Source organism: Nonomuraea insulae, from assembly GCF_042656245.1.
The window spans coordinates 124,779-145,655 of sequence record NZ_JBHSPA010000013.1 but is presented as its reverse complement, the minus strand read 5'-3'; the positions used below and the strand labels follow the sequence as shown (position 1 = coordinate 145,655).

The 20,877-nt window shown below is 69.5% G+C and carries 15 protein-coding genes and 1 pseudogene; 9 read left to right on the top strand and 7 right to left on the bottom strand.

Going from position 1 to position 20,877, the window contains the following annotated elements; genetic code table 11:
* Window positions 1–74 precede the first annotated feature (74 nt).
* Window positions 75–350 carry an MmyB family transcriptional regulator gene (locus tag ACFPZ3_RS10160; protein ID WP_379513741.1) on the bottom strand — a complete coding sequence of 92 codons (276 nt, stop codon included), beginning with the start codon at window positions 348–350 and terminating at the stop codon, window positions 75–77.
* Window positions 351–550: 200 nt separating this feature from the next.
* Between ACFPZ3_RS10160 and ACFPZ3_RS10155 the strand changes: the two genes are divergently transcribed.
* The gene (locus ACFPZ3_RS10155; RefSeq protein ID WP_379513740.1) at window positions 551–985 is read left to right on the top strand and encodes a hypothetical protein; all 435 of its coding nucleotides are present in this window, start codon (window positions 551–553) and stop codon (window positions 983–985) included.
* Window positions 986–1,140: 155 nt separating this feature from the next.
* Window positions 1,141–1,251 (top strand): annotated as a pseudogene (locus tag ACFPZ3_RS10150) (aldehyde dehydrogenase family protein); the annotation flags it as partial.
* 27 nt (window positions 1,252–1,278) lie between these two features.
* Here the strand turns inward: ACFPZ3_RS10150 and ACFPZ3_RS10145 are convergent.
* Window positions 1,279–1,695 carry a MarR family winged helix-turn-helix transcriptional regulator gene (locus tag ACFPZ3_RS10145; RefSeq protein WP_379513739.1) on the bottom strand — a complete coding sequence of 139 codons (417 nt, stop codon included), beginning with the start codon at window positions 1,693–1,695 and terminating at the stop codon, window positions 1,279–1,281.
* A 110-nt stretch (window positions 1,696–1,805) separates the two neighbouring features.
* Between ACFPZ3_RS10145 and ACFPZ3_RS10140 the strand changes: the two genes are divergently transcribed.
* Window positions 1,806–2,720: an alpha/beta hydrolase gene (locus ACFPZ3_RS10140; RefSeq protein WP_379513738.1), complete on the top strand. Its 915-nt coding sequence runs from the start codon at window positions 1,806–1,808 to the stop codon at window positions 2,718–2,720.
* 485 nt (window positions 2,721–3,205) lie between these two features.
* Window positions 3,206–3,892, top strand: coding sequence for an alpha/beta fold hydrolase (locus tag ACFPZ3_RS10135; protein ID WP_379513737.1), 687 nt, complete (start codon window positions 3,206–3,208; stop codon window positions 3,890–3,892).
* Between the two features lie 69 nt (window positions 3,893–3,961).
* Here the strand turns inward: ACFPZ3_RS10135 and ACFPZ3_RS10130 are convergent, their stop codons facing one another.
* Window positions 3,962–5,860 (bottom strand): ABC transporter ATP-binding protein, encoded by a 1,899-nt coding sequence (locus ACFPZ3_RS10130; protein ID WP_379513736.1) that lies wholly within the window; start codon window positions 5,858–5,860, stop codon window positions 3,962–3,964.
* A complete protein-coding gene (locus ACFPZ3_RS10125) occupies window positions 5,860–7,800 on the bottom strand; it encodes an ABC transporter ATP-binding protein (RefSeq protein WP_379513735.1) in 1,941 nt (646 codons plus the stop codon). Before ACFPZ3_RS10125 ends, ACFPZ3_RS10130 begins: the two co-directional genes overlap by 1 nt.
* Window positions 7,801–8,309: 509 nt before the next feature.
* Between ACFPZ3_RS10125 and ACFPZ3_RS10120 the strand changes: the two genes are divergently transcribed.
* On the top strand, window positions 8,310–8,522 hold the full coding sequence (locus ACFPZ3_RS10120) for a hypothetical protein (protein WP_379513734.1): 213 nt from the start codon (window positions 8,310–8,312) through the stop codon (window positions 8,520–8,522).
* Between the two features lie 188 nt (window positions 8,523–8,710).
* On the opposite strand, the gene ACFPZ3_RS10115 is transcribed toward ACFPZ3_RS10120, so the two are convergent.
* Window positions 8,711–9,124: a hypothetical protein gene (locus ACFPZ3_RS10115; RefSeq protein WP_379513733.1), complete on the bottom strand. Its 414-nt coding sequence runs from the start codon at window positions 9,122–9,124 to the stop codon at window positions 8,711–8,713.
* An 82-nt stretch (window positions 9,125–9,206) separates the two neighbouring features.
* Window positions 9,207–9,530, bottom strand: coding sequence for a hypothetical protein (locus tag ACFPZ3_RS10110; protein WP_379513732.1), 324 nt, complete (start codon window positions 9,528–9,530; stop codon window positions 9,207–9,209).
* A 549-nt stretch (window positions 9,531–10,079) separates the two neighbouring features.
* On the opposite strand from ACFPZ3_RS10110, the gene ACFPZ3_RS10105 reads away from it, so the two are divergent.
* The 3 genes from ACFPZ3_RS10105 to ACFPZ3_RS10095 all read left to right on the top strand — a co-directional run bounded on the left by ACFPZ3_RS10105 (window position 10,080) and on the right by ACFPZ3_RS10095 (window position 15,351).
* Window positions 10,080–13,679, top strand: a complete 3,600-nt coding sequence (locus ACFPZ3_RS10105; RefSeq protein ID WP_379513731.1) for an nSTAND1 domain-containing NTPase — start codon at window positions 10,080–10,082, stop codon at window positions 13,677–13,679.
* A 110-nt stretch (window positions 13,680–13,789) separates the two neighbouring features.
* Complete coding sequence (locus tag ACFPZ3_RS10100) at window positions 13,790–14,746, top strand: sigma-70 family RNA polymerase sigma factor (RefSeq protein ID WP_379513730.1); 957 nt, start codon at window positions 13,790–13,792, stop codon at window positions 14,744–14,746.
* A 47-nt stretch (window positions 14,747–14,793) separates the two neighbouring features.
* Window positions 14,794–15,351, top strand: a complete 558-nt coding sequence (locus ACFPZ3_RS10095; RefSeq protein WP_379513729.1) for a dihydrofolate reductase family protein — start codon at window positions 14,794–14,796, stop codon at window positions 15,349–15,351.
* Between the two features lie 114 nt (window positions 15,352–15,465).
* Here ACFPZ3_RS10095 and rox read toward each other — a convergent pair whose 3' ends face one another.
* Complete coding sequence (gene rox, locus ACFPZ3_RS10090) at window positions 15,466–17,004, bottom strand: rifampin monooxygenase (protein WP_379513728.1); 1,539 nt, start codon at window positions 17,002–17,004, stop codon at window positions 15,466–15,468.
* Window positions 17,005–17,369: 365 nt separating this feature from the next.
* On the opposite strand from rox, the gene ACFPZ3_RS10085 reads away from it, so the two are divergent.
* On the top strand, window positions 17,370–20,877 hold a 3,508-nt coding region (locus ACFPZ3_RS10085; RefSeq protein ID WP_379513727.1), incomplete at its 3' end, for an nSTAND1 domain-containing NTPase.

The window sequence follows — 20,877 nt, the reverse complement described above, 5'->3', positions numbered from 1 at the left end:
ACGGCTTTCGACCACCGCTCCACCCCTCACCAAGCCAAGGCCCTCCACCATCCACCCCCACGGCCTCCCCGGAATCAGAATGACCTGCGATCAGCAGGAAATCGTCGACGCTGTCGACGGGCAGCCGTGCGAGTTCCCAAAGGTTTAGCGGAGCGTCTGTGTTCGATGACGGACAGCACCTGCAGCTTCTCGTAGCTCTCGCTGCCGGGTGTGGCGGTGTAGACGAGCAGCGAGTGGGCCTGGCCCGGGTCGACCAGTCGCTGGCAGGTCAGCTCCAGCGCGCCGACCTCGGGGTGGTTGAAGTGTTTGACGTCGTGGGGGCGTATCCCGATCTCGTGGTCGTGCCGCACTCGCCGGACTCCTCGCTGCAGTCCAGGAGCAGGTCGGCCAGGTGCGCGGCTCGGGAGCTCGGACCGCGGAGGGTGACGAGCTCGCGCAGCCCCGAGGCGTACATCCGGGTGAGGAACGGATGCTCTTCCGGCGCGTAGAGCTTCCGGGCGGCGGGGTCGGTGAACCACCGGTATCCCGTGCTGCGGGCGGGCCCGATGTATTGCGTCGTATCCTGCGCCCGCCGTTCAGCAACGCCGTCGTCGCGGTCGCCTTCGTCGGCGTCGCGTTCGGCATCGAGGGCGATCTGCTCGCGCTCCTCATCACCCGGTATCTCGGCACCCGCAACTTCGGCAGGATCCTCGGGCCGGTCCAGGCCGTGTTCCTGCTCGGTAGCGCCTTCGGGCCGCTGCTCCTCGGGCTGGGGTATGACGAGCTGGGCTCCTACGACCCGGTCATCCCGGTACTGATGGCCATCCTCGCCATCGAAGCCCTCCTCATCGCCGCACTGGGCCGCTACATCTACCCTGCCGTCAGCGGTTTCGACCAGCTCGCCGCGCGCGACGAGCTCGCCGCTTCCGAGGTGCTGAGTGGCATCGCCGAGAGCAGCGACCCCCACCTCGCATCGGGCAGGCCACGCGCCCAGGTCGGCGACTGACCGGCTCAAGCCGACAAACCACCGGGCGATTGCGGGTCCAGGAACCACAGCCTCGCCGCGCCTGACCAGGAACAGACGAGATATCGCACTGTTGACAGACGCGACGCCGGCATCGATGACCTCTACGTCACGTTGGGGACTCCGACGTCCCGCCCCACTCGGTTCTCGTGACCGACGCGATCTTCGGGCCCGTGCTGGTGATCCAGCCCCACGAATCGATCCAAGAGGCCATCGACCTCTCGAACCGAACGCCCCACGGTCTGCGCGCCGGTGTGTCCGATCAGCAGAGGGTCCTACTGTGCGGGCTCGAGCAAGGCCAGGAGGATCCGGTGCAGCTCGGCGCGATCGCGAGGCGCGATCGTGGCCAACCTGCCGTCGAACTCCGCCGCGAGCGATGCGAGCGCGCGGTCCCGCGCCGCCTCGCCCTCGTCAGTGAGTACGAGCCGGTGTCGCCGCAGGTCCGCGTCGTCGATCTCACGTCGCATGAACCCCTTGGCGACGAGGTTGCGCACGTAGACCGTCACGCTCGCCTTGGGGATCACCAGCCTGGCCGCCAGCTCGGCCGGGTACGGCGACGCGGCGACCTCGGCGAGCACGAAGAACTCCTTCGCCTCCAGTCCCAGCTCGGCCAGCTCGGCGCTGCAGGCGTCCAGCACGACGGTCAGCAGGCGATGGTTCAGCGTCCACAGCTGTGCGGCGTCAACCGACACGCGAGCCCCTTCTCCAGGTGGTACAGTTCTGAACTAGTTCCACATTGTACTAATGTTCACTTTGAACTGGTCCAGCGATCGAACAAACCCTATGCGAAAGGTGCCATTAGGTGCTTCAGCACATCACGATCCCGCGCGGGCCGATCGAGCTCGCGGCCGACCTCCACCTGCCCGACGACGTCGAGGATGCCGCGCCGCTGCATGCCGTGGTGCTCTCGACGCCTGGCAGCAGCGTGAAGGAGCAGATCGGCGCGAACTACGCATCCCGCCTCGCCGCCCAGGGGATCGCGGCGCTCGTGTTCGACCCGGCCCACCAGGGGCAGAGCGGCGGAGAGCCTCGCGACCTCGAAGACCCGTACCGCCGCGGTGAGGACATCTCCTACGCGATTGACACGCTCAGCACGATCCCCGGCATCGACCCGCACCGCATCGGCGTCCTCGGCATCTGCGCCGGCGGCGGCTACGCGGTGCACACCGCCCGCACGGACCACCGCATCAAGGCAGTCGGCACGGTCGTTCCTGGCAACATCGGCACGTCGTTCCGCAGCTTCCAGCCGGACGGCTCGGTGGTCGCGCTCGACACCATGGCCGACGCGCGCATCGAGGAAACCCGCACCGGTGAGCTGACCCGCGTGAACTGGCTGCCCGACACCTTGGAGGACGCCGCCGCGGCCGGCCTGACCGATATCGACACGACCCAGGCAATCACCTTCTACCGCACCCAGCGGGGCAGGAACGAGCACTCGACGAACCTCCGCCTCGCGCGTGGCGACTCGCTGCTGCTGGGCTACGACGCCTATCACCTGGTCGATCCGCTCATGACCCAGCCGCTGCAGGTCATCCTCGCCGGACGCATCGGCAACACCGGCTCCTACGAGTCCGGCATGCAGCTGTGGAAACTGGCACCCAACCCGGTCGATCTCATGGTGGTCGAAGGCGCCGGCCATTACGAGATGTACGACGTGCCCGAGTACGTCGATGCCGCCGTCGATCGGCTCGTCGACTTCTACTCAGACCACCTGTAAGCCGAAGGGCCGCCCAGGCCAAGCCGACGCCATCGTGTTCGTCTCACGGTGAGAACGAGGTCCAGGTCGAGGAACTCCCGGACCATGATTGACAAAAACGCTGTCGCCGTCACTGCGGGCTCCGTCTAGATCGGAGAGGGCTGTGACAACTCCCACACCGAGCTCGATCCGGCCCGGCGAGGCGACGAGCGTCCGAATGGTGACACTGGTGTCCGCCTCACCGCCATGCAATTGATTGGGCCGATCCGCCGGAACAGGCGACCCATGGCCGGGTCAGCTCCTGGCGGAGCCTGCGTTTGAGCACCCGGTGCCGTGGCCTCCATGGCGCGCAGAGCCCGTGCGGCGGGACCGAGGTCGGCCGGCACATGAGCACATGACGAGGTCACGTCATGAACAGGCAGTAGAACGTCCGGAATCAGTTCTAGCCTGACGTCCTGACCGAGTTTCGTCCTCGCCGGAACGCGCTGAAGAAAGAAGAACTGACCATGGATATCCTGCTCATCGCCGGCCTGTGGCTCGACGGATCCGCGTGGGACGACGTCGTGCCCGCCCTTCAGGCGCTCGGCCACCGCCCCGTACCGATCACCCTGCCCGGACAGGGTGACGGATCCGTCTCGGCCACTCTCGACGATCAGGTGGCAGCCGTGCTCGCCGCCGTGGAGTCGGCGTCAGGAAAGCCCATGGTGGTGGGGCATTCCGCCGCCTGCACCCTGGCCTGGCTGGCCGCCGACGCGCGCCCGGAGCGGGTCGCCAAGGTCGCGCTCATCGGCGGCTTCCCGGCCGCGGACGGGCAGCCATACGCCGACTTCTTCGAGGTGAAGGACGGCGTCATGCCCTTCCCGGGCTGGGGGCCGTTCGAAGGACCAGACTCGGCTGACCTCGGCGAGGATGCAAGGAGCGACTTCACGGCCGCGGCGATCGCCGTCCCCGCCGGGGTGACGAAGGGCGTGGTACGCATGACGGATGAGCGACGGTTCGACGTACCCGTTCTCGTCGTGTGCCCCGAGTTCACCCCCGCCCAGGCTCAGGAGTGGATAGCCGCCGGTGACGTGCCCGAGCTGGCCAAGGCCAAGCACCTTGACCTCGTGGACATCGACTCGGGCCACTGGCCCATGATCACACGGCCTGCCGAGCTCGCCCGGCTCCTGGCCGCCGCGGCCCCTGAGGTCTGACCCGACTGCCGGCCCTCGCTGATCAGCCGGGTCGGCAGCAGGGTGCCTTCGCGCAGCATGTGCACCACTTCAACTGTCGCTATGCGGCCAGAGCTCACGGGTCTTTGCCGGCAGGCCCAGATCGCTGGTGAGTTCGGCCGGCGTGCAGTCCTCGATGATGCGGCCGTCAGCCAGTACCAGCACACGATCGGCGATCTGGATCGTTGATGGCCGGTGAGCGATGACCAGTGCCGTTCGCTCCCGCAGCACCGCGCGCAGCGCGTTCCGCACCGCGCGCTCGCTGGGGATGTCGATGACGGAGGTGGCTTCGTCCAGCACGATGACGGACGGGTTCACGAGGAACACGCGAGCCAGGGCGATCAGCTGCTGTTCACCGGCCGAGAAACGGCCGCCGCGGTCGCCGACGTCGGTCTGGTAGCCGTCTTGGAGCGTCGCGATGAAACGATGGGCTCCGGTCGCTTCGGCAGCACGTCGGATCTCCTCCAGTGTGGCGTCAGGACGTGCCAGCGCGATGTTCTCCGCGACAGTGCCGGAGAAGAGGAAGCTCTCCTGCGGGACCAGGGCCACGCCGCCACGGAGATCGGCCATCGAGATGGATCGGAGATCGACCCCGTCGAGGAGTACGTGGCCGCTGGTCGGATCGTGGAAACGTGCCAGCAGTTTGGCCAGTGTGGATTTTCCGCCGCCGGAGGGTCCGATCAGAGCGATCGTCTGCCCGGCGGGAATGCTGAGGTTGAAGTCGCGGAGCACCTCACGCCCGTCGCGGTAGGCCAAGGTGACCTGTTCGTAGTCCACCCGGCGCCCGACGGAGTGTCCCGGAAGCACGGGCAGGGGTGCGGGCCGAGAGGGCTCGACGACGGTCGGCTCGATCGCCAGCAGCACCGCGATCTTCTCCAGCGACGCCGCCGCGGACTGGTAGGCGTCCAGGACGCCCCCGAGTCTGAGTGGCTTGTCGTAAAGATCCCGCAGATACAGCACTATGCCGGCGTAGGTTCCCAGTTCCAGCGTGCCTGAGGCGACACGATGTGCGCCCCACAGAACCAGCCCTGCGATGGCGATGTTGGCGACGAGTCGTGATGAGGTGACGTAGCGTGCCATTTCCATTGCGGCTTGCCGGTTCTCCTTGCGGTGCCGCTGGTTGAGCCCTGCGAACCGGTTGTCGTTGGCGCGTTCGCGGGAGAAAGCCTGCACGGTCCGGATGCCGGCGAATGTCTCGCTCATGTCACCTGCTGCCGCGGCTGCAGCCGCCGAACGCCGGCGATATACCTGGAGCGAGCGCTTCCGGAATGACCGCATCGACCAGTAAACCGGTGCCATCACGGCCAGAGCAGCGCTGCCCAGTTGCCAGTCGAGCACGAGCAGGACTGAGGAGATGTAGAACAGGGACACTGCCGCGGTCACGATCTGGTCGATACCGCTGCCGAACAGCCCACGGACTGCGTCGACGTCGCTGGAGGCCCGGGAGGCCAGCGTGCCGGAGGAACGGTCCTCATGGAACTCCACGCTCTGCGCCTGAATATGGGCAAACAGGCGCGTGCGGAGCCCGGTGACCACGATCTGCCCAACCGTGACGGACAACCGGATGAACATGTTCTGCAGGACGGCGGCGACGATGACGCAGCACCCGTAGGCGACGGCGACGACAACCAGGGGCACCGCGTCATGGGCGCCCAGTGCCGGGATCGCCCGGTTGATGGTGACGGTGACGAACACCGGCCCGGCCAGCGCGGCCGCTTGCTGGAGCAGAACGACCACCACGGCCAGCCACAGGCGCCGGATGTTCGGTCCCAGCACCGAGCGCAGCAGCCGGCGCGACGCGCCCTTCGACGCCTCTACCGGTTCGCCGGTGGAGTCGGCCGCGGCGGCGAGCGCGTCCGGGTCCTCGGGGCCGATCGGGGAGTCATCGAGCTGTGGCCGCGCCGACTCGGGTGTCGATGAGGGTGTCGGTGAGGGTGTCGATGGGCGCATCAGGGCCCTTCCTCCCGATCGGCCGCCGTCTCGATCGGTGTCATCAGCGCGGCGTACTCCGGGCTGGTTCGCAGGAGTTCCTCGTGGGTGCCGACGGCGACGACCCGGCCGCCGGCCAGCATCGCGACCCGGTCGGCCAGCAGTACGCTCGACGGCCGATGCGCGATCACCAGAGCCGTCGTCGAGGCCAGCACCTCCCGCAGCGCATCCTGGATCTGGGCCTCGGTGCGCATGTCCAGCGCCGACAGCGGATCATCGAGTACGACGACCCGGGGGCGGCGGACCATCACCCGCGCCAGGGCAATCCGTTGCCGCTGGCCACCGGACAATGACATGCCCTTCTCCCCGACCCGAGTCCGGATGCCCTCGGCGAGCCCGTACACGAACTCGTCGGCGTGGGCGGACCGCAGGGCGCTGTCGAGCTCCGAAGCGTCGGCCTCGGCTCCCATGAGGACGTTGTCCATGACGGTCCCGGAGAACAGGACCGGCTCGTCGAACGCGATGGCCACCATGGAGCGCAGCTCGGCGCGAGACATACTGGCGGTCTCGACGCCGTCGAGCATGATGCGGCCTTCGAGGGGGTCATACAGCCGCGGGATCAGGGAGGCGAGCGTGGTCTTCCCACTTCCGGTAGCCCCGACCACGGCCAGCGTCTCGCCGGGCGCGATCCGCAGATTGATGTCACTCAGGGCCGGCGGGCCGTCAGGGGCGGCGTCGGGATAGCGGAAGCAGACTCCGTCGAGGACGAGTTCGGCCGGACCCTGGGTTCGGCGTCGGGGTGTGTCGTCAGGTTCGGTGGCGGTGGGCGGGTCAGTGCTGGATCCGGTATCGGCCGCCCTGTCCGCTGTAGCGATCTCAAGTCTTGTCTCGGTCACGACCGGTTCGTCGAGCACCTCGAAGAACCGGTTCGCGGCCGCTGCCCCGTCGTAGCACCCGGCCAGTAACGGCCCTGTCTGCCCGACCGCTGGCCCCAAGACGGCGGCGGTCCCCAGAAAGGCCACCAGCGACCCGGTCGACAGGTGCCCGTGCGCGACCTGGATCGCACCCAGCACCAGGGCGCACGCCGTCGCGAGCCCCTGCAGCGCGGTGATGAGCGCCGAGGCGTCGCCGAGCAGGCGTGCCTTGTGCAATTCGGCCTCACGTACCCCCCGCACCTGGTTGCGGAACCGGTTGATCAAGTCCTCGCTCCGGCGGAAGCCTTTGATCACCCGGATGCCCGCCACCGATTCGAGGACTGCCGTGGTCAGATCACCCGACAGATCCTGTGCCCGGCGGGTCGCCTCCGCGTAGCTGGATTCGAATCGGTAGGAAAGGATGATCAGCAGGGGGATCGGCGCCAGCACGATGACGGCGAGCAGCCACTGCTGGGAGATCAGAATCGCCGCGCCGATGCCGAGCGTGGCCGCGTGGACCGGCAGGAAAGTCCGCGGCCCGGACACGAACGTGTGGATGACCTGGAGGTCTGTAGTCCCCCGGGACAACAGCTGCCCGCTGGGCCAGCCGTCGTGGGACGCGATCGGCAGCCACTGCGTGTGCCGATGGAAGTCGGCGCGCATACCCGCTTCGATGTCGGCCAGGGGCGCGGCCATCAGCCGCCGCCGGACACCGAAGATCAGCGCCTCGGTAACTCCCAAAAGCAGCAATGCCAGGCCGCCGAGAACCACCTGCGACGGTTCGCGGTGCGCCACCGGGCCGTCGACGATCCACTTGAGGACCTGGGGCATCGCCAGCGCGAGGATGGAGGCCAGTGCGGCAAGCGCCGTTGCAGTCCGAAGCTTCCAGCGATGTGATCGCAAGTACGGCCGTAGCCGCCTCAGCGACCGTATGGTCACGTTCTTGGGGGCCGACTGCACCGTCCGCTCAGTCATGCGTTGTGGAGTGTCGACGGTCGCGGGCCGGGGTGAAGTCGCGCGACGCGATGAACTCCGGTCGGTGGGCAATGGAGCCGAAGGGCTTCACCAGGCTGTTCTCCACGCTGTTGTCGGCCACGAACACTGCGCCCCGACCGTATCGGCCCAGAAAACCCAAGATCAATCCATTAAGGTTCAGCCCACATAAGCCCTAAAGGGTCTCCGTTGTATACCAGCGGTCGTGCTCGTGTTTACGGCCCGATCTGGGTGGGTGAGCTGCAGCCGACTGCATTTGATCATCAGCTCGCCCGGCGTCGCCAAGACCCCGGCGCTGTGGGAGGAGATCGTGCGCACCACGCTGCTGGAGAGGGCCTGGACGGTGTCCGCCTGCCGTTCGGCCACGTCGTGGTGATGCTGGGCATGCTCAAGCCCAGCCTGGACGGTGAGCGGCTCGACATGCGGATCAGTCCCGGAGCCGCCCAGACCGACGGAATCGGCCTGGCGGCCCTCGCGCACGCCGACTCCGGCCGGGTGGCCGTCATGTACTGGAACTACCAGGCCGAGACGGGTGGTGACGTCTACGCGACACCACGCTCACGGTGGAGAATCTGCCCTCGGAGCTGTTCTCCGGCAGGCGGGTCAGGATCGAGCGCTGGCTGGTCGACGCCACACACGACAACTACCACTACAACGGCACCACCAGCTTCGCCCGCGAACTGGACACCACCACCGACACGCCGGTGGCCAAGGTGGTGCAGCGGGTGCGACTGACCAAGAACGCGGTCGGCCTCATGCTGCTCACTCCGCGGTGATGACCGTCCTTGGTGTCGGGCGGCCGCCCGGCACCAAGGACACCGGCATCGACTGGGAGAAACCGGCACCCGGCGCAGCAGTGCTTGGGCCTGCGCCGCGTCGGTCCGATGGGTGCCTTTCGTCGAAGCCTCAGGGGTGGCCGAACTGGCCCCCTTAAGTGCGGGTTGGTCGGCAGCAGCCGCCGGCGTCAGCTACTGATCACACAGGACGCGCTCGGGCTCAGCGAACACCGGACGCTCTCCAGGTCGCTGATCTTCGTCCAGGAGAAGGCGGCGACGTGGATCCCGACCCCGGTCCTCAGTACGACGAGCACGGGTTGCTCGACCATGAAGCCGTCGGTGTCCATGCCGGGCCGGATCCCGTCGTCGTCCCGTCCGCTGGGCAGCCACCAGTGGTAGCAGCGTTGTGATCCGGCGTTCCACGTCTTGCACGTACTCGTGCCGCCGCCGAACGTGCCGATCTTGACCGTGTAACTGGACGGCAGGTCGTTGCGGACGTCCCCGAGGACGCCGGCATGCGCGGGGGTCGCGGTCAGCAGTGTGACCCCCAGGAGGCAGGCCCCAGTGACGGCGGCGAGGCGCCGGACTGATCGGATGATCATGTCTCTCCCTATCCGGTGGTGAAATCCGCTGTGGGCGTGTGCTGCGAAGCATTCAGATCGCGGCGACAACGGCAGGTGCGCTTTACCCGCGTCGCCAGTGCAGATCGACCAGCCTGTTGCTCGGGTTGTAGGTGCAGTAGTAGTCGCGGGAGGGATTGAGGATTTCGTAGGCCTGCGCCCACTGCGGGCAGTCCCGGCACTGCGAGTCCGCAATGCTCGCGACCCAGTAACTGTTGGGGTATGCCGAGGTGCGGAAGCCGCAGTTGTTCGCTAATAAGGCGGCTGAAAGGGTGACCGTCTGCGGGGCGGCGGCGGTGGCCGCCTGGGCGGGCGGGGCGGCCAGGGCCAGTGTCGCCGCGCCGAGAGCCAGCGTCAGGAGGGCCGGGGCGATGTTTCGTCTGCGCATTTCTCCTCTTTCCCGAGTCGTGGAATTCGTTGCTGCGCTTTCACTGTGCTGTCGCCCTGACGGTCGTTCAGCGGATGGCGGACGACTGGACGAACAATTCGCTGACGATGCCGGCAGGTCCTGTAGGTTTTCTTGGGACGGCGGGTCAGGGACCGCGCTCTGTCGTGCGGGCCGGTCGAGCCGAGGATCGCTGGGCTTGCCCCGCTCCGCCGGCTCGATCCCTGTTGTAGTGGACCCCCTGGTTGTCCAGCGAGGGCAGATCGACTGGACAAACAACGCGCAGCCCGGCCAAGGAGCGTGACCTGGGGCAGGATCGCTCCCGAGATGTTGTCCAGAACCCCGTGTGTCTGATGATTTGACGGGCCAGGGTGCAGGCGTCAGCATGCTGATCAAGCTTGTCTCACGGCACGCAATTTTCTGATAGCAGTTCGTAACGGCGTTGACCTTCACTGTCACCGGAAGACGAGGGCAATGGGACGTCCTGAGCGTGTGCTGGATCCGGAGAACAATCCGCTTCATCGGTTCGCGTTCGAACTCAGGAATCTGAGGGTGAAGGCGGGAAAACCCAGTTATCGACAGCTGGCCAGGCGCGCGCATTTCTCGGTGACGGCCCTGTCGGAGGCGGCCGGGGGAGTGGTGGTTCCGAGTCTCGCGGTCACACTCGCATACGTGGAGGCGTGCGACGGCGATCGCGACGAGTGGGAAAACCGATGGCATGCCCTGATGGGCGCACTCGCTCCGGCCGATGGCGCCCCGGGAGAAGACACGGCCCCTTATCGGGGATTGGCGCCGTTCGGGCCGGAGGATGCGCCCCTGTTCTTCGGACGCGAACGTCTGATACGCCAATTACGCGAACGACTGGCCGGCTCCGCTTTTCTCGCGTTGTTCGGCCCCTCGGGAGCGGGGAAATCGTCGGTCCTGCGGGCGGGGCTGCTGCCGGCCCTCAGCGAAGCCGGCGCCGGCGGGGACGGCGGTGAATGGCTGGTGATCTTCCTCACCCCCGGCGAGCAGCCGCTCCGACGCCTGTCCATCCAGCTGGCGAATGCGCAGGGCATCGCGGCCGGCCCGGTCCACGAGGCGCTCGCCGCCTCCCCGGACGCCATCCCCACGCTGTGTGCCCAGATGCTGAGCAGCGGAGCGGACGGAGGCCACCTGGCGATCATCGTCGACCAGTTCGAGGAGACGTTCACCCTCTGCCATGACGAGCGCGAGCGCCACGGTTTCGTCGTCGCGCTCCTGGCCGCCGCTCGTGAACCGCAGGTGCACGTCGTGCTGGGCGTGCGGGCCGACTTCTACGGTCACTGCGCTCTTTATCCCGCACTTGTGTCCGCGTTACAGGACAACCAGGTGCTGATCGGGCCGATGGAGGAGGACGATCTGCGCGCCGTCATCACCGGCCCTGCCCAGCACGCGGGGGTGAAGGTCGACACCGAACTGGTGGATCTGATCGTGGACGACGCGCGCGGGCAGGTGGGTGCGCTGTCGCTGGTCTCGCACGCCCTTCTGGAGACCTGGCGGCACCGTACCGGAGCCTCGCTCACCGTGGCCGCGTTCCGGGCGACGGGCGGTCTGCGCGGCGCGATCTCGCAGACCGCCGAGCGTGTCCACGGCGAGCTCGACCCGGCCGGACAGGGCATCGCCAGGGGCGTGTTCCTGCGGTTGACCATGCCAGGAGACGGAACCGAGGACACCCGCAGGCGAGCGTCCCGCGCGGAGCTCGAGGCGAGCCGGCGGGGGTGGCGCACGGCCGAGGTGCTGGACACGCTGATCGCGGCACGGCTGGTCGTGGCCGAGCAGAGCACCGTGACGATCGCGCACGAGGCACTGATCCGGGGCTGGCCCCGATTACGCACCTGGCTGGAGGAGGACCGCGAGCGGCTCAACGCCCAGCGGCGGCTCGCCGAGGCCGCCGCCGAGTGGGACGAGCACGGCCGGGACGAGGCGTTCCTGTATCGCGGGACGCGCCTTTCCAGCTCACACGAGCATCCAGTGGAAACGCTCAACGACCTCGAACGTGATTTTCTCGACGCGGGCAGTCGCCGCGAGGCGGCCGAGTCCGCCGGACGGCGCCGGCGCACCCGCCTGGCAGGGACGGCGCTCGTCGTGACGACCGTGGTGGTCAGCGTGCTGGCCGCGGTCGCCGTGTTCCAGGGCGGCCAGGCCCGGGAGCAGCGTGACGTGGCACTGTCTCGCCAGCTCGCGGCCGAGGCGCGCGCCGAGCTGGAGCTGAACCCCGAGCGCGGGCTGCGCCTCGCGCGACGGGCGTACGGGCTGTGGCCGACGGTCGAAGCCGAGTCGGTCCTGCGGCAGGGCATCGTCGAAGACCACCTCCTGACGACGATTCCCGGGCTGGGACGCGCGATGGGCGTGGCCCTCAGCGCGGACGGCACCCGTCTGGCCGCGAGCTCGGCCGACGGTCTGGTCCGGGTCTGGCCGTGGAGCCCGGGCGGCCTGTCTACTGGGCAGCCGATCGTGTTCCGGGGGCATCGTGGCGAGGCGTTGAGCCCGAAGTTCAGCCCGGACGGGCGGTCGCTGGCGGTCCCGGGCACCGATGCGACGATCCGGATCTGGGCCCTGCCCGGCGGCGCCCCGCCCGTGATCCTCACCGGGCACGAAGGCCCGGTGTGGAACGTGGCGTTCAGCCCCGACGGGCGACGTCTGGCCAGCGCGGGTCAGGACGGCACGGTCCGGCTCTGGGACGCCGGCGGCGCGGGCACCCCACGGATCCTGCGCGGACACGAGGGGGAGAGCACGAGCGTGGTGTTCAGCCCGGACGGGCGGACACTGGCCAGCGGTGGCCATGACGCGACCATTCGCCTGTGGGACGTGACGGGACGGGGCGAGCCCCGAGTCCTGCGCGGGCACACGGCGGCGATCAAGAATGTGGCGTTCAGCCCCGACGGGCGGCTGCTCGCGAGCGTGAGCATCGACGGCACGGCCCGTGTGTGGCAGGCCAACGGGACCACGCCGCCCGTCGTGCTGCACGGGCACCAGGGCACGGTGGAGGGGCTGGCCTTCAGCCATGACGGGCACCGGCTGGCCACCACGAGCGACGACGCCACGATCCGCGTCTGGTCCCCCACGGGGAGCGGGGATCCGCTCGTGCTGCGCGGCCACGAACGGGTCGTGTGGGGCGCGGCGTTCAGCGCCGACGGGACCAGGCTGGTGTCCGCGGGCGACGACGGAACGCTCCGCGTGTGGGATCCGGGAGGCATGGGTCTTGTCTCGGTGCTGCGCGGCCATGAGAAGGAGGTGTGGGTGGCGGCGTTCGCCCCCGAAGGGCGGCGGGTGTTCAGCGGCGGTGTGGACGGCACCGTACGGAGCTGGGACTGGCCGGCCGGCACGCACCACGTGCTGACCCGGCACGATGACGAGGTGGTGGGCCTGGCCGTGAGCGGTGACGGGCAGCGCGTGGCCAGTGCCGGTGCGGACGGCACGATACAGGTCGTGGACGCCGGCGGTGGCGCGAAGCCCGCGGCGCTGCGTGGCCACGAGGGTGTGGCGTGGAGCGTCGCCTTCAGCCCGGACGGCCGGTGGCTGGCCAGCGCCGGCCTCGATGGCACGCTGCGCATCTGGGACCTCACGGGCACGCGGCTCCCGCTGGTACGGCGGGCGGACCCCAAGCAGATCCGCTACGTCGCCTTCAACCCGGACGGCCGCCGGGTGGCCACCGGCGGTCAAGACGGCACCGTACGGATCTGGGACGCTCACCGTGACGTGCCCCCGTTGATCCTGCGCGGCCACCAGGGCCTCGTATGGGCGGTCGCGTTCAGTCCGGACGGGCGGCGCCTGGCCAGCGCGGGCACCGACGGCACCGTCAGGGTCTGGCCCATGGCCGGGGGAGGAGAGCCCCTGGTGCTGCGCGGCCACCAGAACATGGTGTGGTCCGTCGCCTTCAGCCCCGACGGCCGCTGGGTGGCCGGAACCGGGCACGACGGGACCGCCCGCATCTGGCGCACCGACGTGGCCACCCCTCCCGTGACGGTGGGCGGCTTCGCCGCCACCGTGGAGGGCATCGAGTTCTCCCGCGAGGGCAGCCTGCTGGCCACCGCGCACGGGGACGGCACCGTGCGCCTGTGGCGCTGCACCGCTTGTGAGCCGGTCGGCGACCTGCTCGCCCGCGTCGATCGGCGCCTGGCGAAAAACTGATCACAGTACGGCCACCACCAGGCTCCGGACCTACCGCGCCATCGAGGACCTCGGCCGGGTGATCCGCACCCGCAGACGTGTTGGGATGTCGCGTGCGCCATGATGGGGCGGTGGATTTCGAGCCATATCGAGCCGAGTTGGTGGCGTGCTGCTATCGGATGGTGGGTTCGTTCCACGAGGCTGAGGACCATGTGCAGGAGACGATGCTGCGGGCGTGGAAGGCCCGGGATCGGTACGACACCACCCGTGCGTCGTTGCGGACCTGGCTGTATCGGATCGCGACAAACGTCTGCCTGACCGCGCTGGAGGGCCGCGCGCGGCGGCCGTTGCCGTCCGGGCTGGGCACGCCCAGTGATGATCCCGGGGCGCCGCTCGCACCGGCCTTCGACATTCCCTGGCTGCAGCCGTTTCCCGACGCCCGGTTCGAGGTGGGGGTACGGGCCGACATGCGGCTCGCGCTGGTGGCGGCGATGCAGACGCTGCCGCCGCGACAGCGGGCCGTGCTCGTGCTGCGCGAGGTTCTGGAATTCAGCGCCGCCGAGGTGGCCGTCCAGCTCAGCACCACGGTTGCGGCCGTCAACAGCGCCCTGCAGCGGGCCCGCGCCGCCCTCGCCGAAGCGGGCGAGGCCACGGACGTCAGCGAGGTCGGCGAGCCGGACGACCCGAAGGTGCGCGAGGTGATCGAGCGGTACATGCGGGCGTTCGAGACGGCCGACGTCCCCGCACTCGTGCGGCTCCTCACCGACGACGCCGTCCTGGAGATGCCGCCCGTGCCGCTGTGGTACCGGGGGAGCCACGACTACGGCCTGTTCATGCGTCGCGTGTTCGACATGCGCGGGACCGGCTGGAGCCTCAGGCGCCTCACCGCCAACGGCCAGCCCGCGCTGGCCGCGTACGCCCCTGAGCCCGGTGGCGGGCATCGTCTGCACACGCTGCAGGTCTTCACGGTCACCGGCGGCCGGATCGCGCGCAATGTCGTCTTCGCCGATCCCGGCGTGTTCGAGGCGTTCGGCCTGTCCCAGGAGATTTTTTCAACATGTTCGACGGGTTGCGATGAGTCCGGCTGATGCCGCCGGTACGTACGGGTGAGCATCGAACGAAAGGGACACCCATCGTGAGCGTCATCGTCATCGAGTTCATCACCCTGGACGGGATCGTGTCCGACCCGGACGGCTCCGCCGGCACACCGGCCGGGGGCTGGGCGTTCCGGCACGGGCCCGAAACGGTCGCCGGGGACAAGTTCCGGCTCGGCAGCGTCCTCGACGACGGCGTCATGCTGCTGGGACGGAGCACTTGGCAGCTGTTCTCCCGGCTCTGGCCGGGCCGCGACGATCCGTTCTCCTCGCGGATGAACGCCGTGCCGAAACTGGTCGCCTCCCGCACGCTGATCGACACCTCAGCCTGGGCCAACTCGCAGGTCATCGACGACGACCTCATCGACGCCGTCAAGCGCGAGCAGCGGGATGTGGTCATCACCGGAAGCCTGAGCGTCGTCCATGCGCTGATGGCCGAGGACCTGATCGACGAATACCGGCTGCTGACCTTCCCCACCATCCTCGGCTCCGGCGATCGGCTTTTTCCCGCGGGTGGGCCACCCGCTTACCTGGAGTGCCTGTCGGCCGAACCGGCCGGCGCCGCCGTCCTGACCCGGTATGGGCGGGAGGCACGATGACTGTGGTTTCCTGGCCTTGATGCGTGGCGGCGACACGGGCACGGTTTTCCGATGGCCGGTCTAGGCCGGGCCTTTCGATCTTGGAAAACCGTGCCCGCCGCTGCTCAGGCGAAATCAGTTGGCGGGCTCGCCGAACCAGCGGGAGAGGTGGACGTCCAGGTCCTGCTGATCGTCGCCGATCCAGGCGACGTGGCCGTCAGGGCGTAGCAGGACGCACGGAACATCCAGTTCCGCAGTGGGATCCGCGAGGTGATCGACCCGGTCTGACCAGCCGCCGGCGGTCAGGCGTTCGGTGCGGTCCAGCAGCAGGCCGCGGCCGCGATGCAGCAGACCGTAGAGGTTGCCCTGTTTCACGTCGATGTCGCGCAGGCGGCGGCCGAGCAGGTCGGGGCCGTCGCCGAAGTCGTAGCGGATGCCGATCGCGGTGATCTTCTCGATCAGATGGCGGTTCACCTCCTCGAAGTCCATCAGTTCGGTGAGCAGCCTGCGCACGGCCCGCGGGCCCGGTTCGGTGGACTGCAGTTCCATCTGGGCGCGGGTGTTGTCCAGCACGTCCGCGGCGACCGGATGACGTTCGGCCTGGTAGGTGTCCAGCAGTGTTTCCGGGGCCCAGCCGCGGATCTGTGCGGCCAGTTTCCAGCCGAGGTTGAATGCGTCCTGAACGCCCAGGTTGAGGCCCTGCCCGCCGGTGGGTGGATGGATGTGTGCCGCATCGCCGGCCAGCAGCACCCGCCCGACCCGATAACGTTCGGCCAGCCGGGTGGCATCCCCGAAGCGGGACATCCAGCGCGGGGAGTGCACGCCGAAATCGGTTCCGGCGATGGCGCGCAACTGTTGTTTGAAATCCTCGAGGGTGGGCGGTTCCGCGCGGTCGCTGACTCCCGCGGCGGGGACCACGACGCTGTGGACCCCTTCACCGAAGGGCCGGAGCCAGAATGGCTGGTGGGTCTCGCGGAGCTCGGCCACCTTGGCGGCGATCTCCTCCTGCGGTACACCCACTTCCATCTCGCCCATCAGCGTCTCGATCCGCGAGGGCTCGCCGGGGAAGCCGACGCCGAGCAGCTTGCGCACCGTGCTGCGCGCGCCGTCACAGCCGACGAGGTAGCGCGAACGCAGTTGTTCCCCGTCGGCCAGCTCGACGGTCACACCCTCGTCGCCCTGCTCGAAACCGGCGACCGCGCAACCGTGCCGGACCTGCGCGCCCAGTTCGATCGCACGTTCTTCGAGCAGACGCTCGATGACCGGCTGCGGGATGCCCAGCAGATAGGCGTGCGCGGAATCCAGGCCCTTGGGCGCGGGTTTGGGGATGGCGGCGAAGAAGCCGGCGGCCGGACGCTGTCTACCATGCCGGAGAACGCGATCCAGCAGTCCGCGCATCGCCATCAGCTCGAGACTGCGAATATGCAGACCGACTATGCGGACGAACGACTTGGGCTCGGTCTCCTTTTCCAGAACGAGTACCCGCACATCGTGCAGCCGCAGCTCGGCGGCCAGCATCGCACCGGTCGGCCCGCACCCGGCAATGATCACATCGAAGGTGCGGGACGCGCGATCGGCCGGTGACCGGAGAACTCCGGGGACGTCGCCCACCGTGGAGTCACGCTCGGCCCTGTCGTTCGACGGCGGCTCGGCGGTGACCTGCTGAGAGTGCATAGGTGTTGCCTTTCGGGAGTGCCTTGTTGGCGAGGCGCTCCCGGCGACACCTACGTCGATCGCCCGACCGTGACGGCAAGGGGGAGCACCCACATCGATACAGCGTTCATGGGGCTCACCTCCTCGGGCGGTGTCACGATCAACTGCAAGCTACAAGCCCGGGCATCATCCCGTCCAATCCTTTACCGGCCACGTGATCACTCCGAACGGGCCCGTGCGGTTGCAGGGCGAATCCGGAGTGGCGCTGGTGGAGACTTCTGCCAGTTCGTGAGATGCCGGGAAATTTCAGATCATGGGAGGTCCGTATTCGGCTGTGTGGTCACTCCGTATCTGACACGGACGTGATCAACTGATCGGGGGCAATCTTGGGACGTCGTGAGCAGCCGCTGGATCCGCTGGTGGGACCCGTCGCCCGCTTCGCCTCCGAGCTGCGCAAGCTCCGGCAGGACGCGGGCGGCCTGACCTACCGGGCGATGGCCAGGCGCGCGCACTATTCACCCGCGACCCTGGCGCAGGCAGCCGCCGGTGACCGGCTGCCGTCGCTGCCCGTGGCCCTGGCCTACGTCGAGGCGTGCGGCGGCGACGCCGAGGAGTGGCGGGCCCGCTGGCAGGCCGCCGACCGGGAGGCCCTGGAGAGGGCGGCCGAGCAGGACGACGCGCCGGCGCCGTATCCGGGGCTGGCGCGGTTCGAGGTGGAGGATCACGGGCGCTTCTTCGGCCGTACGGCGCTCGTCGAGCGGCTGGCCGGGCTGAGCCGGGCCCATCGGCTGGTGCTGCTGGCCGGGGCGTCAGGGAGCGGCAAGTCCTCGGTGCTGCGCGCGGGGCTGGTGCCGTACCTGGGCGGTTCGATCCGGGTGCTGACGCCCGGCGCCAGGCCCCCGCGGGAGCTTCCCGGCGCGGAGCTGATCATCGTGGATCAGTTCGAGGAGGTGTTCACGCTGTGCGTCGATCCGGTGGCGCGCGGCGCGTTCATCGACGCCCTGCTGGAGCGCGCGCGGGACGAGAGCGGGTCACGGGTGGTGCTCGCCGTGCGGGCCGACTTCTTCGGACACTGCGCCGGGCACGGGGCGCTGGCCGAGGCGGCGCGCGACGCCACCGTGCTGGTGAGCCCCATGAGCGCCGCCGAGCTGCGGGAGGCGATCATCAGGCCGGCCGCCGGCGCCGGTCTGGTCGTGGAGCGGGAGCTCACGGCGCGGATCATCGCCGAGGTCGAGGGGGAGCCCGGCGGCCTGCCGCTCATGTCGCACGCCCTGCTGGAGACGTGGCGGCGGCGCCGGAGCAGGACCTTGGCCCTGGCCGCGTACGAGGCCTCCGGCGGCATCCACGGCTCGATCGCCCGTACCTCGGAAGACCTTTACGCCGGGCTCACCGCCCGGCAGCAGGAGCGGCTGCGTCACCTGCTGCTGCGCCTGGTCAACCCCGGCGATGACGCCCAGGACACCCGCCGTCCCGCCGATCGCGCGGAACTGGCCACCGAGGACGCGCAACCCCTGCTGGAACGGCTGGCCGAGGCCCGCCTGGTCACCCTCGGCGAGGATCAGGTGGATCTGGCGCACGAGGCGCTGCTCACGGCCTGGCCCCGGTTACGCGGCTGGATCGAGGAGGACCGCGAGCGGATCCGGCTGCAGCGCCGCCTGACCGAGGCGGCCACCGCCTGGCGGGATCACGATCGCGACCCGGGCGGCCTGTATCGCGGGGCGCGCCTGGCGGCCGCCTGTGAGCAGTTCACCGCCGCGGAAGAGCTCACTCCGCTGGAACGCGAGTTCCTCGCCGCCGGCGTCGCCGCCAGGGACGGCGAGCGGCGCTCCCGTACGCGGCGGAGGGCGGCGATCTCGGGGCTGCTCGCCCTGACGCTGGTGGCGGGCCTGCTGGCCTGGCAGCAGAACACGACCAGCCGGACCCGCCAGCGCGAGGCCGACGCCCGCCGCGCCATCGGCGTCGCGGAGAGCCTGCGCGAGACCGACCCGGTCACGGCGATGCGCCTCAGCCTGGCCGCCTGGCGGGTGGCCGACCTGCCCGAGACCCGCTCGGCCCTGCTCGCGGCGGGCGAGCAACGGCAGCAGGACGTCTTCATGGACCCTGACGGCGAGCCCGGCACCATGCGCTACCTCAGCGCCGACGGCCGCACCCTGGTGAGCGTGGGCGCCGGCCAGGTCTCCACCTGGGACCTGGACACCCACCGCAGGACGGCGCTCTGGCCGGGGCTGGGGGACGGCCACGAGCTGGTGGGGGTACGGAAGGGGGACGCGTGGACGCTGCCCATGTGGGGTCAGGACCTGGCGGTGTCGTCGTGGGACCTGGTCGCGGGCCGCCACGACGACAGGGAGCTGGGGCCGGCGAAGGACGGATTCGAGATGGGGGTGAGCGGGCGCGGCGCCATCGGCTACAACGCCGCCGGCTCGACGTACCGGATCCTGGTGTGGGATCTCGCCCGGCGGCGGGAACTCCTGGAGGTGAGAGTTCCCCGGAAGGCGCCGTCGACGCTGATGTCGACGTGGGACATCGGGCCTGCCATGCTGCGCGGCCAGGGCGAGAAGCGGGATTACACCGATGCGGGCTTTCCGGACGCCACCCTCAGCCCGGACGACCGGTACCTGACGCTGTGCGTTCCCGGGCAGCGGTTGCAGGTGTGGGACGTGCGGGCCCGCCGCAGGATGGACACGCCCTGGGCGCCAGTCGTGAACCGGCGGCAGTGCCAGTACGAGCTCGTGCGCTTCACCCCGGACGGCCGGCGCCTCGCGGTCGTCTCCGAGGAGGCGGTCCGCCTGTGGGACCTCGCGTCGGGCGCGGAAGTGGCGTCCATCGCCCAGCGGGACGTCAAGGAGATCGGGTTCAGCGCCGACGGGACGTTCCTGGCCGCCGCCGACGGGCTCGACCTGCTGGTGTGGCGGGTCTCGTGGCCCGAGCAGCCCGTCGTCCGGCATTCCCTCATGGGCGAGCAGGTGGCCGATCTCCGCGTCGACCCGCGGGCCGGCCGTATCCGGTACCTGAGCGGCACCGGCAGGGCCTGGCCGGCCACCGTGCGCACGCTCGACGCGGGCCCGGCCCTCACCTCCCGGTGGGAGGAGGACGTGATCCACAAGGCCGTGTTCAGCCCGGACGGTGACCTGCTGGCGCTCGCGTACGAGCTCAAGGAGCCGCAGGGCGTGCGGCTGCGGCTGCACCGGCCGCTGTCCGGCGGGCCGCGCGTCGATCTGCCGCAGATCCCCTGCCCGCATCCGCCGGACATGCCGAGCTGCTCGGTCCTGCTGGCCTTCGCCTCGGACGGGCGGACGCTCGCCTTCGGCGCCGCCCCGACAGATCACCCCGAGCTGCCGGTCCGGGTTTCGCTGTGGGACGTGGCCGGCGGACGCACCACGGACACGCTCGTGGTCAAGGATGGGGAAAGTGAGCGGGGACTGGCGATGCCCGGAGCGATCGCCTTCGCTCCTGACGACACCTCGCTGCTGGTCGCCCAGGGACCCGAGCTGGGGGCGGCGAAGATCTGGGACCTGCGCACCCGCACTGTCACCAGGACGCTGCCCGGCGTCACCGCGCACCGGCTCGCCCTCCACCCCGGCCGGCGGCTCGCCGTCACGTCGATCGGCGATGTCGTGGATGTGCGGACGGGAGCGAAGAATCCTCCCTCGACCAGTCCCGGCCCCGGTCAGGCGCAGGCGTTCAGCCCCGGCGGCCGTTACCTGGCCGCGGGCGACGACTCGGGCAAGACCGTCCTTTGGGACGGTGCCGTCAAGCGCCGCGTCGGCGTGCTCGGCGCGTCCGCCACGGGCGGTTCGGGTCGGCGCAGGGCGGTCACCGCGCTGGCGTTCTCCCCTGACGAGTCGATGCTCGCGGTCGGCACCGGCGACGGCACGCTGCGACTGTGGGACGTCG